The sequence below is a fragment of the Hyphomonas polymorpha PS728 genome (genome assembly GCF_000685315.1).
In the GTDB taxonomy this organism is placed as follows: Bacteria; Pseudomonadota; Alphaproteobacteria; order Caulobacterales; family Hyphomonadaceae; genus Hyphomonas; species Hyphomonas polymorpha.
The window spans coordinates 14,423-27,559 of record NZ_ARYM01000010.1 but is presented as its reverse complement, the minus strand read 5'-3'; the positions used below and the strand labels follow the sequence as shown (position 1 = coordinate 27,559).

At 62.4% G+C, this 13,137-nt stretch carries 9 protein-coding genes; 1 reads left to right on the top strand and 8 read right to left on the bottom strand.

Features of this window, described 5'->3' with window-relative positions:
• Positions 1 to 14: 14 nt before the first annotated feature.
• Both gltB and HPO_RS09625 read right to left on the bottom strand, forming a co-directional pair.
• Positions 15 to 4,556: a glutamate synthase large subunit gene (gltB, locus tag HPO_RS09630; protein ID WP_035597718.1), complete on the bottom strand. Its 4,542-nt coding sequence runs from the start codon at positions 4,554 to 4,556 to the stop codon at positions 15 to 17.
• Positions 4,557 to 4,561: 5 nt separating this feature from the next.
• Positions 4,562 to 6,007 carry an NAD(P)-dependent oxidoreductase gene (locus HPO_RS09625; RefSeq protein WP_035597715.1) on the bottom strand — a complete coding sequence of 482 codons (1,446 nt, stop codon included), beginning with the start codon at positions 6,005 to 6,007 and terminating at the stop codon, positions 4,562 to 4,564.
• Between the two features lie 235 nt (positions 6,008 to 6,242).
• Here HPO_RS09625 and HPO_RS09620 point away from each other — a divergent pair, with 235 nt between their 5' ends.
• Positions 6,243 to 7,100 (top strand): undecaprenyl-diphosphate phosphatase, encoded by an 858-nt coding sequence (locus HPO_RS09620; RefSeq protein WP_035598004.1) that lies wholly within the window; start codon positions 6,243 to 6,245, stop codon positions 7,098 to 7,100.
• A 3-nt stretch (positions 7,101 to 7,103) separates the two neighbouring features.
• Here the strand turns inward: HPO_RS09620 and HPO_RS09615 are convergent, their stop codons facing one another.
• From HPO_RS09615 to HPO_RS09590, 6 genes are all read right to left on the bottom strand, one after another.
• The gene (locus HPO_RS09615) at positions 7,104 to 8,093 is read right to left on the bottom strand and encodes a complex I NDUFA9 subunit family protein (RefSeq protein WP_035597713.1); all 990 of its coding nucleotides are present in this window, start codon (positions 8,091 to 8,093) and stop codon (positions 7,104 to 7,106) included.
• A gap of 124 nt (positions 8,094 to 8,217) precedes the next feature.
• Positions 8,218 to 8,676, bottom strand: coding sequence for a Csu type fimbrial protein (locus tag HPO_RS09610; RefSeq protein WP_035597711.1), 459 nt, complete (start codon positions 8,674 to 8,676; stop codon positions 8,218 to 8,220).
• Positions 8,677 to 10,953 carry a fimbria/pilus outer membrane usher protein gene (locus tag HPO_RS09605; RefSeq protein ID WP_035597710.1) on the bottom strand — a complete coding sequence of 759 codons (2,277 nt, stop codon included), beginning with the start codon at positions 10,951 to 10,953 and terminating at the stop codon, positions 8,677 to 8,679.
• A gap of 8 nt (positions 10,954 to 10,961) precedes the next feature.
• Entirely contained in the window at positions 10,962 to 11,642 is a 681-nt protein-coding gene (locus tag HPO_RS09600; protein WP_035597709.1) for a fimbrial biogenesis chaperone, read from the bottom strand.
• Between the two features lie 11 nt (positions 11,643 to 11,653).
• The gene (locus HPO_RS09595; protein ID WP_162174034.1) at positions 11,654 to 12,118 is read right to left on the bottom strand and encodes a Csu type fimbrial protein; all 465 of its coding nucleotides are present in this window, start codon (positions 12,116 to 12,118) and stop codon (positions 11,654 to 11,656) included.
• Between the two features lie 420 nt (positions 12,119 to 12,538).
• On the bottom strand, positions 12,539 to 13,111 hold the full coding sequence (locus HPO_RS09590) for a J domain-containing protein (protein ID WP_233349202.1): 573 nt from the start codon (positions 13,109 to 13,111) through the stop codon (positions 12,539 to 12,541).
• Positions 13,112 to 13,137: the final 26 nt, after the last annotated feature.

Here is a 13,137-nt window from a genome sequence, read left to right as displayed (position 1 = left end):
AATCAGGCAATCCTTCAGGCTCTTTCCGGCTGCTTGCGCTTGGCGCTGTCACCCTTGCGGGCCAGGAGGATGCCAGCCACTTCCTTGGGGACGATCATCAGCATCTGGCTGAGGGTCGTCTCCCAGGTGTCGAGCAATTCCTTGCCCCGCACCGAGCCCGTCCGGCGCACATGCTCCTCAAGCAGAGCTTTCGTTTCGCCGACATATTCCTCCGGCATATCGGCCAGCGGATACCAGTCGATCGAGTCCGGATTGGCCACGCGCTCGAACCGTTGTTGCGGGTCCCAGATAAAGGCGGCCCCTCCGGTCATCCCGGCGCCGAAATTGTCGCCAACCGGCCCGAGGATGACAGCGCGCCCGCCAGTCATGTATTCGCAGCCATTGGCGCCGCACCCTTCAACCACCGCTTTGGCGCCCGAGTTGCGCACGGCGAAACGTACGCCGGCGGTGCCCGCCGCAAACAGCTTGCCGGAGGTTGCCCCATAAAGGCAGGTGTTGCCAATGATCGCATCGCCCACGGCCGAGCGGCGGTCCCTCGGGCGCGGCGTCACAACGATGCTCGCCCCCGAAAGCCCTTTGCCGACATAGTCGTTCGCATCGCCGAGGACTTCCAGAAGAAGCCCCTGTACGCTGAACGCTCCGAGCGACTGACCGGCCGATCCTTCCAGGCGGATATGCAGACGGCCTTCAGGAAGGGCATGCATCCCGAACTTGCGGGTGATGCGGGAACTGGCGCGCGAACCAATGGCTCGCATCGTGTTCTGCACGCCATATTCCAGCTGCATCTTCTCGCCGCGCTCGAAGAACGGCTCAGCGTCGCGCAGGATCTGAGCGTCGAGCGTATCGGGCACCGCTTCACGGCGGTTTGGTTTGTAGACGATGGGGCTATCAGTATCGACCTGAACCAGAAGCGGGTTGAGATCGAGGTCATCAAGATGCGTTGCACCGCGGCTGACTTGCTTGAGCAGGTCGGTGCGGCCGATGGCTTCGTCCAGAGATTTCAGGCCGAGCGAGGCGAGGATTTCGCGCACATCTTCGGCAATGAAGCTCATCAGGTTGACGACCTTATCCGGATTGCCGGTGAAGTGCGCGCGCAGTGCTTCGTCCTGCGTACACACACCGACGGGGCATGTGTTGGAATGGCACTGGCGCACCATGATGCACCCCATCGCGACGAGCGACGCCGTACCGATGCCATACTCTTCAGCGCCGAGCATAGCCGCAATCACGATATCCCGCCCCGTGCGCAGCCCGCCATCCGTCCGGAGGGTAATCTTTTCACGGAGGTTATTCAGCGAGAGCACCTGATGGGCTTCAGCCAGACCGATCTCCCAGGGGAGGCCCGCATACTTGATCGAAGTTTGCGGCGAGGCGCCTGTGCCGCCCACGCCGCCTGCGATCAGGATGATGTCCGCCTTGGCCTTGGCAACGCCAGCGGCCACCGTGCCGACGCCGGATTGCGCCACAAGTTTCACGCAAACGCGCGCATCCGGATTGATCTGCTTCAGGTCATAGATCAGCTGCGCAAGGTCTTCGATCGAGTAGATGTCATGGTGGGGCGGCGGTGAGATCAATGTTACGCCAGGCGTCGCATGACGCAGCTTCGCGATCAGCTCGGTCACCTTGAAGCCCGGCAGCTGGCCGCCTTCCCCGGGCTTGGCGCCTTGGGCTACCTTGATCTCGATTTCCCGGCATTCGTTGAGATACTCCGCCGTCACACCGAACCGGCCCGACGCGATCTGCTTGACGGCCGAATTCATGTTGTCGCCGTTCGGCAGTGGCCGGTAGCGGGCACGGTCTTCCCCGCCCTCCCCGGATACGGACTTTGCCCCGATCCGGTTCATTGCCACATTCAGCGTGCCGTGGGCTTCCGGCGACAGCGCGCCGAGCGACATGCCGGGCGTGACGAACCGCTTGCGGATCTCGTTGATCGACTGGACCTGGCTGAGCGGAACCTTCGGCCCCGCGGCCTTGAAGTCGAGCAGATCACGCAGTTGCAGCGGGTCGCGCGCGTGCACGGCGTCAACATATTTTCGGTAGATCGAATAATCGCCGCGGTCACAGGCCGCCTGAAGCGTGTGGATCAGATTGCCATCAAGGGCGTGGGGCTCATCCGAAGCGCGCAGGCGATAGAAGCCGCCCACCGGAAGCGAGATGACATCTTCATCAAATGCCTTCTGATGACGGACGAGGGCATTCTCCTCCAGGCCAGCAAGACCAAGACCCGAAATCCGGCTCGACATGCCAGGAAAATAGTCCGCGACGAGCGCGCGGGAGAGGCCCAGCGCCTCGAAATTGTAACCGCCCCGATAGGAGGAGATCACCGAGATACCCATCTTGGAGATGATCTTCAGGAGGCCTGCTTCAACGGCTTCCTTGAAATTCTGCACCGCCTTGCCGAGGGAAATGTCGCCCAGCAGGCCGCGCGCATGGCGATCTGCGATGGCGTCCTGCGCCAGATAAGCGTTGACGCAGGTAGCGCCGACACCAACCAGAACGGCAAAATAATGCGTATCGAGACATTCGGCCGAACGCACGGTGATCGAACAGAAGGTGCGCAGGCCCTGGGCCACGAGATGCGAGTGAACCGCGCCGGTTGCCAGAACCATCGGTACTGCGATGCGGCTTGCCGACTGATGTTCATCAGTGAGGATGATGTGCTCGCGGCCCGCGCGCACTGCCTCTTCGGCTTCGCGGCGGATACGCTCGAGCGCGTCCTTGAGCGCGGCGCCTTCGGATGTCACATCAGCGGCATCAAACGTACAGTCGATGATCTCGGTGCCAAGGCCAAGGCGCTCGATCAGGCGCTCATACATGCCCGTGGTCAGCACAGGGCTTTCCAGCACGAACACTTCCTGCTGCGATTTGTCCGTATCCAGCACGTTGCCCAGGTTCTTGAACCGTGTGCGCAGGCTCATCACCCGGCCTTCGCGCAGCGGGTCGATCGGCGGATTGGTAACCTGACTGAAGTTCTGGCGGAAGAAATGGCTCATCGGCCGGTAGGCCATCGTCAGAACGGCGGGCGCGGTATCGTCACCCATCGAACCGATGGCTTCCTTGCCGCCTTCCGCCATCGGCGCAAGGATCAGCTCCAGCGTTTCGAGCGTATAACCGGCCGCCGTTTCCCGCCGCAGCAACTCTTCCTTGTTGAACAGCACAGGCTCCGCACCAGGGCCGATTTCCGGCTCCAGCTCTGTCACAGCCTGCAGCCATTCCTCATAAGGCGCCTGGGCGGCGAGGAAATCGACAATCTCGCGGTGATCGTAGAATTTTCCGGTGCCGAGATCAGCGGCAATCATGCCGCCTGCCGGGATGGACCCCCTCCGGGTGATCTCGTGATTGCCAAGCGGGCACATACCCGTTTCGGAGCCAACCGCAAGAATTCCGTCCGTTGTCAGGGCATAACGCAGCGGGCGCAGGCCGTTCCGGTCAAGGCCGGCCACGGCCCAGCGGCCATCATAGGCGGCAATGGCAGCCGGCCCGTCCCATGGCTCCATAACGGAGTTGCAGTAGTCATAAAGCGCGCGGTGGGCCATAGGCATCACCGAATCCCGCTTCGACCAGGCTTCCGGGATCAGCATCGCTTTGGCCATCGGCGCGGGCCGCCCCGATTTGCAGAGCAGCTCCCACACCGCGTCCAGCGCGCCTGAGTCCGATGTGCCATCCGGGATCACCGGTTTCACATCCTGCGTATGGTCGCCGAAAGTTTCGGACACCATGCGGATCTCGTGGCTTTTCATCCAGTTGCGATTGCCGCGCAGCGTGTTGATCTCGCCATTGTGCGCAATCGTACGGAAGGGCTGGGCCAGCGCCCATTGCGGGAACGTGTTGGTGGAATAGCGCTGGTGATAGATTGCGAAGGCCGAGACAAAACGCTCATCGCGCAGATCAAGGAAGAAATTGTCGATGTCTTGGGCGAGGAACATACCCTTGTAGATCAGCGATTTATGACTGAGCGAGCAGATATAGAAAGACGGGATCGCCGCTTCCCGGGCCCGCCGCTCAATCCGCCGGCGGCAGATGTACAGGGCGCGCTCAAGCTCCTCCGGTGAGCGGCCACGCGCATCGCGGAACATGATCTGCTCAATGGCGGGGCGCGTATCCTTTGCCTTTTGTCCGATCACGGACACATCAACCGGCGGCTGGCGCCAGCCATAGATGTAGAACCCGAAATGCAGCACTTCCCGTTCAACCAGGGTCCGCGCCGCTTCCTGCGCGCCAAAGTCCGTGCGCGGCATGAAGATCTGGCCAACGCAAATCCGGTCATCGGTCGGGCTGTGGCCGGTGCGGCTCACATGCTCGCGGAAAAAGTCCTGCGGCACATCAAGGCGGATGCCGGCTCCATCGCCGGTCTTGCCGTCCGCATCGACGGCACCGCGGTGCCACACATTCTTTAGCGCGCTGATGCCCATTTCGACGATTTCGCGGCGCGGCTTGCCATCAAGCGCCACAACGAGACCGACGCCGCAGGCATCGCGTTCATCCTCAGGGTTATAAGCCCCCGCATCAATGAGACGCTGGCGGTTCTGCTCATACTTTGTCACATAATCCGACATCTGATTTACTCCGCCGCCACTTTTGCGGCCTGCTCAGCCGCTCTCATTGCCTTATGCATTGCTTCTGCCGCGTCGCGGCCATCCTTGATTGCCCACACAACCAGCGAAGCGCCGCGCACGATATCGCCCGCCGCATAAACGCCCGGCAGGCTGGTTTCCATGGTTGCATAATCCACCCGCACCGCGCCCCAGCGGTTCACGGTCAGCGATGGCTCATTGAACAGCGCCGGCAGGTCTTCCGGATCAAAGCCCAGCGCCTTGATCACCATGTCTGCCTTCACATCAAAGGTCTCGCCGGTCTTCACCGGAGACTGACGCCCCGAAGCGTCAGGCTCACCCAGCTTCATGCGGCTGGCCCGAACGGCTTTGACCTTACCACCCTTGGTGTCGATGATCGCTTCGGGATTGGCGAGCCATTCGAAGACGACGCCCTCCTCTTCCGCATTCTGAACTTCGCGCTGAGAACCCGGCATATTAGCACGGTCGCGGCGATAAAGGCATGTAACGGATTTTGCGCCCTGACGGATCGCCGTCCGCACACAATCCATCGCCGTATCGCCGCCCCCGATAACGACCACGCGCTTGCCCTCGGCGTTAAGCGCGCCACTTTCATAGGCCTCAACCTTATCCCCCAGGCTGACCTTGTTGGATGCGGTGAGATAGTCGAGGGCCGGCAGAACGCCTTCCGAGCCGCTGCCGGGACATTTGAGATCCTTGGCGGCATAAACGCCGGTGGCAATCAGCACAGTGTCATGCGCGCTGCGCAGGTCGCCCAGCGACACATCGCTGCCAACGCGCGTGTTGAAGCGGAAGGCAACCCCCGAAGCTTCCAGATGGCGGATACGGCGCTCCACCACATCCTTTTCCAGCTTGAAGCCCGGAATGCCATAGATCAGCAGGCCGCCGCCGCGATCATAAGCGTCATAGACGGTGACCTGGTATCCCTTGCGGCGCAGCTGTTCGGCGGCGGCAAGACCGCCGGGGCCTGCGCCGATAATGCCGGCTGACTGGCTGCGTTCACGCGGCGGCTTGATCGGCTGGATCCAGCCTTCGGCCCAGGCGGTGTCGGTGATGTATTTCTCGACTGAGCCGATCGTCACGGTGCCGTGGCCGGACTGTTCGATCGTGCAGATACCTTCACAGAGGCGGTCCTGCGGGCAGATGCGCCCACAGATTTCGGGCATGTTGTTGGTGGCCGAGGAAACGCGCCAGGCTTCTTCCAGCCGGCCCTCGGCGGCCAGCTTCAGCCAGTCGGGAATGTTGTTCTGCAACGGACAGCCCTGCTGGCAGAACGGCACGCCGCATTGCGAGCAGCGGCTGGCCTGCGCCTGGGCAGCATCGGGCGAAAACTCGCCATAAATCTCACGAAAGTCTGCGGCGCGCTCCTTGGCGCTCCGCTTCTGGGGCATTGCCCGCGAAACCTTGGTGAATTGCAGCATACGCTCGGCCATAGGCTTATCCCAAAATTACTCGAGCGATCTCTATAAGCGGCGTTTTTGCGGGAGCAAGTGGCACTTCGGCACATATATATCATTATGATAGACATGATCTGAGATTTCTTGCCCCCAGTCCTTGTTTGAGAATCGTTCTGCGCCGTAATGTATCTTTTCGATATATATTTTTCTCCTCTCCTTCCCTTTGAAACAACGGTAGCAATGTCTCAAGGGTTTGATGGTACCGGACGGCATGTCGTTTCTTCAGCTTTTTCTGATCGCAGTCGTCCAGGGCCTCACCGAATGGCTGCCGATCTCTTCCTCGGCGCACGTCCTCCTGGCATCAGACTTCATGGGCCTGGTGGGCCGGGATGAAGTGCTGATCAATGCCGCCTCAAACACCGGCACCCTGATCGCCATGCTGCTCTATTTCCGGAAGGATGTCGGCGCTGCGATCCTCGGCGGTTTCGAGTTGGCCGCCACCCCGGTTACGAAACGGCCCTTGTCTGCAGGCGCGCGCCTTGCCCGGTGCATCATAGTCGCCACACCGTTCGCCCTGATCGGCGCTGTGATCTATGAGAGCATAGCGCCCGAGACGCTCTGGACAGCCTTGCGCAGCGTTTACGCCGTTGCTGCTTCCACCATCCTGTTCGGCGCCCTGCTCTGGTGGGCGGATGCGCGCGGGGGCCAGTCCCGCTCGGAAGGCGACATGACCCTTCGCGACGCGTTCCTGATCGGCGCCAGCCAGCTCGTCGCCGTCATCATCCCCGGCACCAGCCGCTCTGGCATCACCATGACCGCGGCCCGCGCGCTGGGATATGAACGTGTCGAGGCGGCCCGCTTTGCCATGCTGATCGGCGCGCCCATCCTTGCTGCCGTCAGCCTTTATGGACTCATGGGCCTCGCCGGCGCGCCCGCAGGCGGCGAAGGCGCGACTATTGCCGACGGCCTGATTGTTGCGGCAATCGCCTTTGTCTCAGGCTATGCGTCCATCGGCCTTCTGATGACGCTGGTCCGCAAGATGAGCTTCCTGCCCTTCGTGCTCTATCGCTTTGCCCTGGGGATAGCGCTGCTGGCGACCTCCCCTATCGTGGCAGGAGCAATCGGCTAAGCCTCAGGCTTCGCGCGCCTTGTGGAACTCGCCATAGGGACGGAAGCGCCATAGATAGGATGGCACAATTGCTTCGACCGATTCCAGCTGCGTGATGCCCAGATCCCCCATCCCAAGGGCGCCTTCGGCCACGACATTGTCTTTCGTCAGCATCTCGACCTGTGAGCCAGTCAGCGGCGGATCACCGAAGAAGTTCCAGGAAAACGGCGGCACGAACCGCCACACAGCGCCTGTGATGTAGGCAACAGGACGGACAATGAAGAAAGGCAGCGGGATCTTGAAGCGCGGGCGGTCCACCGTCTTCAGGATGAAGTCGTAAAGCTCGTTGAAACTGTAGCTGCGCGGGCCGCCCAGTTCGAAGGTCTTGCCGGCAGCGTCTTCGCGCTCCACCGCTTCTGCAATCGCCGCGGCCACGTCCCCGGCATAGACCGGCTGGAACTTCGTCTTGCCGCCACCAATCGCAGGCATCATCGGGGCAAACCGGGCCATGTTGGCAAAGCGGTTGAAGAACTTGTCTTCAGGGCCAAACACGATGGAAGGCCGCAGGATCACCGCCGTTGGAATGGCGTCGCGCACGGCCTCTTCGGCGGCAGCCTTGCTGCGGCCATAAGGGGAGCGCGAATTGATATCCGCCCCGATGGCCGAGACCTGAACAAAACGCGTGATACCTTTTTCCCTGGCGATTTCCGCCAGCAGCCCGGCGCCATCGGCCTGCTCGCCCTGGAATGTCTGGCGGGCATGTTCGAAGAGAATACCAACAAGGTTCACCACCGCATCGGCGCCATCGAGCGCCCGCTCCAGCGAGGCCCGGTCGCGGATATTGGCCTGGACAACATCAACCCAGCCCGGAGGGCCGGCAAGGCGCACATCAATCGCGGTATGCACCCGGCGGCAGGCAACGCGGACACGCCAGCCCTTCTCCACCAGCGCGCGCGCGGCATAGCGCCCGATGAAGCCTGAGCCGCCAACCAGAGTCACCAAGCCTTTGCTCATTGTCCTGTCTTCCTGTTTGGGCGCCGATGCCGCCCGATTCAGCTGTTCCTCGCGCCTTTCACCATTTTGCGGCGCTGATGTCCATGCGGCCTTGACGCTCGACGCGTTTCTGGTGGGCCCGCGCCTACCAGATGACCGTCATGGTGACAGCGTCGCTATAGGCACCGGCGTTCACCTGCTGGTTTGCCGGAATGGTGGCGCTGATGGGATGAACCCGGCTGCGCGTCAGCAGACCGAGCAGAAAGGATCCCTGCAGCACCGAGCCCTGGACCCCATTGCCCCAGACCTGACCTGATTGGGTATAAACCTGATAGCCAAGCTCGCTGCCGCTGCTGGCCTGGCGCATTTTCCGGGAGGGGATGCTGCCGGATTGGCCCCCGCCCAGGCGCACGTCATACGACGCGCCGACAAATAACAGGCCCGTGCAGGTGACGGTGACATCTGCCGTGGCTGTCGCCGTATTGCCGGAGAAGGCGTGGTAGGCCGGAAAGCTGAGCGGCGTGGAGACGACCGAGCAGGACTGCGCCAAAGCCGGACAAATCGGGACAAACAGGGACAAGGAAAGGACAATCAGGCGCCACATTCAGTCAATTCCTGCCATCTTGACCCGGCCTTCGGGCCGGAGCTGCATCTCTCCCCGCGAGCGGACGGAAGAAACGACGTCCACAAAGCGGCCCACCGGAGTGGTCACCGCAACAGTATCGCCGTCTTCGGCGACCGAACAGTAAACGCGCCCCTCCAGCCCCACCGGACAGACCAGCCCGGACCTGAGCAGCTCCACCCGGCTTCCCGGCGGCAGATGCTCTCCAGTGGGGAACACAGCCGTGAAGGCGAGCGCAGTTTCGCGGCGGACATCGAAGCGGACCTCCGACAGCCCCCGCCGGGGGATGAACCGGGTGGTGAAATCGGCCACGTCATAATCGAGGGGCACGTCTTCGGGGCGAAGGCTCAGCGTGTTGATCTCGTAGGGGCGCACATCCGGAATGACGGCGAGACCGTTTTCTCCGGTTACCGCGATGATGCGATTGTCCTTGTAGATCGGCATCCCCTTGAGATCGGGCATCCGCACGATGGCTGTTGCCCCAGTGGTCTGCCGCTGAAGCGCAGCGGCCCCAGGCATCACAGCGAAGCCCCCGCGCAGGCCGGCCGTAATCTGGTTGGTCTCGCCATAGACGCCGCCATTGAGGAAAAGATCAGCAGCGCCCAGATCAGCCGTCAGATCGCCTTGATAAACGGCCCCTGCCCCGCCCTCCGCAGCGCCGAGCGACCATTGCACCCGCTCGCCCGGCATTCGCGATCGGCTGACCTGGACGCTGGACGCCTCCCGCCCGCCTGCCGATTGATAGCCGCCCCCCGCATTGTAAGGGCCAAAACTCGCGCGCAGGCCGATGGCAAATCCCGTCTCGTCGCGGGCGAAATCCTGATAAGCGCTCGCCGAGAAAGACACCCGGTCACCCCGCAGGGGCTTTTCCCAGCCAAACGACAGGAAGCGCCGGTCACGGAGCACCTTGTCCTCTTCCTCGATATAGGCTGCGCGGAAGGAGCCGGCGGGCGTGAATATGCCGGCGCTGGCGCGGATGGACCGGTCTGGAAACTCCAGGCCCAGTGTGGAGACGGTGTCGGAATAGCGCGGATCTGCAAAGCGCGCCTGCAGCTGCAGCGAACCGCGCCGGGTATCGCGCTCGAAACCAGCGGAAATGATGTGGCCGGTATGGCCATCCTCTGCCCGGCTCACCCCGCCCGAAAGGCTCACGATACCGAGTTTCCCGGCGGTGACCTGACCGCCCCCGCCCAGCACGCCACCGCCCGCGCCAAACTCCGAATAGGCCTCGGCTGTCAGCGCATTGGTGAGCCCGCGCCGCACCCGGCCATTGGCAATCAGCGTGTCGTCATATTCAGATGCGATTCCGCTGAAACGGCGCGGCAGGCCAAGGCTCACCGAATAATCCATCACGCCTTCGGCCAGGGATTCCTCCGAGGCAAAGAAGCTGTAGTCTTCGATCCGGGTGAGGCCGCTCGCTTCGCGGATGATGACCTCCACCTCATTGAGGCCGGTTTCCGGCGTAATCTCGAAATGGCTGAAACCGGGGTCTACGCTCTGCTTCTGCCGGACAACGCCGTTCACCCTCACATCAACTTCCGACCGCTCGCGCAGCAGAGCCTGAAAGGCGCTGTAGGGGCGCCAGCTATCGCGCGGATCCATGGAGAAATCGGTGCCATACTGGACGCCGGCGAAGGGTGTGATCCGCCCCCAGCGAGGTGCGGCGGTAAAGCTGTCGCCGATACTCAGGCGTGTGAATGTATCGGGAAAATCCTGCTCGTAGACCGTCTGCAGGCGCCGCGCCTGTCCTTCGTTCGCTGTATAGGAGGCGACCATGTTATTCTGCAGGCGGCCATAGGGCGTATGCAGCGTAAGAGAAAGATCGCCAAAGGCATTGATCAGCTCATCGGTACCATCATGGACACGCTGGCCCGACAGGCCATATCCACCGATCAGACCGGAAAGCGGCTTTGCAAAACTCTGTTGCACGCGCGCCGCCGGGCGCCGCGGCGGTGTGGCGGCAAAAAGGTCAAGCTGGGCCGCGCTCTGATCCAGCCGGTATTGCAGGCCGGCCATCGACTGGAGGCAGACAGCCTCTGCGCTGCCGGCATAAAGACCCGCTGCGGCAAGCGGCGCCGTCTCTATCCGCGTACAGTCTTCAGCAAGCACATCGAGCTGGGCCAGCCCGTCTACCAGCGTTCCATTGATGCGAACCTCCACCAGCAGCGAGATCGCTCCGGGTGCTTCGGCCGCGGGCACGGCCCGGGCCGTCATCGCGCCGCCCTGCACGAAAGCAAGCGCCGCGAGAGCGTATCTCAACCAGCTCCTCACCTGCCTGATGTAAGCTGAGCGGAGAAGGATTGGCCGTTGACGGAGTAGTTCAGGGTCTGGACGCGCGCCTCTTCCGGTGGCGGCAGAAGGATCTCGGCCCCGGGAAGCAGATAGACAACGCCAGGCCCGGCGGACACCGCATCGCCGGCATCGGTTTGAAGCGAAAGATCATGCAGGCGCAGCCAGCCCGGCCCCGGATTGCGCAGGGCGAGCACGTCCTGGCGTAGATTTGCTTGCAGATCCTCCGGCGCCGCCGGAGCGCCGGCAAACATCGCCAGCACATAGCGCAGCCGGATGGCCAGCTGCGAGGCCTGCTTTTCCGGTGCCTGCCCCGGGGTGGGCAATTCGTCGACAATCACCCGCCAGGCGCCCGCGCCGCCCGTATCGGGCACCGACATGCGGACAATCTGCGAGGTGCCGGGACGAAGCGTGAAAATCTCCGGCGCAAAACGGAGCCCCCTGGCCGGTTGCAGAACATCCTCGCCGTTCTGCTGGCTCCAGTCATAGATGCGGACCTGAACGGTGACATCCTGCTTGAGACCGGAGCTTATGGTGAGCGAGGCCGCCCCGCCCTGCGCTGGCGCGTCGATCATGATCGGCGCGATCGCCAGCCCTTGCGGATGTGCGGGCAACAGGAACCATACAGCTCCCAGAAGGAGCAGGGCCAGGGGTCTCATCTCTACTTACCTCAGTAGGTGACCGTCACCTGAACTTCATCAGAGTAGGCGCCGGCCGTGTCGGGTGTGCTGGTTGTGCGGCCATAGACGGTGAGGGTCTGGGAGGGCCCTGCCCCGTTGGCGACAGAACCGGTGACACCATCTCCCCAGACAGTCGTAAGTCCTGGATTGGTATAGAGCTGATAAGTGAAACTCGCCGGCAAGCTCGCATGGCTCAGCGTCCGCGCGCTGATATCGCCTGCCTCACCGCCATCCAGAGCCACCGTGAACGCGCTTGAGTTCGTGCAGTTGACGGTGATGGAGCCGTTAGCCGTAGCTTCATCGAGACCGACAGAAGCAAACACCACCGGCGTTGTCTGCACAACGCAGGTGTTCACCACGGTTGCCTGAACATCGAGGGTTCCGTTCGCCGTGGCCGCATAGGCCGCTTGAGAACAGGCAGTCAGCGCCGCTGCCGCCATGAGTTTCCTGATCATTATTCCACCTATCCAGTCTTGTGATTGCCGTTTTTTCATTTTCTTGGATTCCACCCTAGCGCAACTTCGTTGCTCGAAGCTTTCAGAAGAGTCTCTGATTGGTTTACGCGGATTATGTTTTTGTACGGATCATAATCCGGCCGATTTCAAAAACGGCTGTTCGGTTTGTTGCGGCGCATTATCAGGGGATTTGCCGGATGATCAGTTTTTATCTTGGGGAGTCGCCGGTCAGCCTTGGCGCTGCTTCCGATATTTTCCGCTGACAGATCATCGGCTGAAACGGGAGGCGCGCGGCACAAGCTACATTCTATCTTTGTGCGATTTTCCCGCAAGACGGGTAGCGGCCCGGCATATGAACGCGCGTGCGCCAGCGCGCGCGGCGCGGGGTATGATGTCTTACGGTTGATTGAAGGCGGTCCTTCAGCCTTTCATCAGGCCTGAGGCCTTCAGCAGCTTGCCCGCGCGCAGAACCCGGTCGAGCTTATGCTCGCTGGAGCGGTCGCCCTTATTGGAATCGGGATGGAACCGGCGCACATATTCGGCATAGCGCGCGCGGATCTGCGCCGGCGTCGCGTCCGTCTCCAGGTCGAGTTCCCGGAGCGCGCGGATCTGCAGGCTTGAGCGATGGCTGTGCATCCGCTCCTCGGCCGCGGGCGTGTCGTCCATATCGAAGAAGCTGCGGCCGGCCCACCGGCGCGGATCATGCGGATCGGTGGCCTTGCGCCCGCCCAGCGGCCCTGCGCCCATGCGCCAGGTGCGCTTGTGGCCATACTGCTCGGCGCGCAGGAAAGCAGCCGCTTCGGCATCGGTCATGCCTTCAAAGAAATTGAAGCTGCGATTATAGGCGGCCGCATGTGCCTCGCAGAACCAGTGGCGTCCCTTGCCGCCCGGGCGCGGCGCCGGATGAGACCCTTCCAGATCACAACCAGGCTCCTCGCACACGCGCGTACGCTTTGCCCGTGCGCGCGACGTCTCGTCGGCGGGGGGCTTCACGCGTATATCCGTGAACTTGACTCGGT

Bases quoted from the DNA above. Each gene is read 5' to 3' on its own strand.
- gltB (WP_035597718.1), bottom strand. From the start codon at position 4,556: ATGTCGGATTATGTGACAAAGTATGAGCAGAACCGCCAGCGTCTCATT.
- HPO_RS09625 (WP_035597715.1), bottom strand. From the start codon at position 6,007: ATGGCCGAGCGTATGCTGCAATTCACCAAGGTTTCGCGGGCAATGCCC.
- HPO_RS09620 (WP_035598004.1), top strand. From the start codon at position 6,243: ATGTCGTTTCTTCAGCTTTTTCTGATCGCAGTCGTCCAGGGCCTCACC.
- HPO_RS09615 (WP_035597713.1), bottom strand. From the start codon at position 8,093: ATGAGCAAAGGCTTGGTGACTCTGGTTGGCGGCTCAGGCTTCATCGGG.
- HPO_RS09610 (WP_035597711.1), bottom strand. From the start codon at position 8,676: ATGTGGCGCCTGATTGTCCTTTCCTTGTCCCTGTTTGTCCCGATTTGT.
- HPO_RS09600 (WP_035597709.1), bottom strand. From the start codon at position 11,642: ATGAGACCCCTGGCCCTGCTCCTTCTGGGAGCTGTATGGTTCCTGTTG.
- HPO_RS09595 (WP_162174034.1), bottom strand. From the start codon at position 12,118: ATGATCAGGAAACTCATGGCGGCAGCGGCGCTGACTGCCTGTTCTCAA.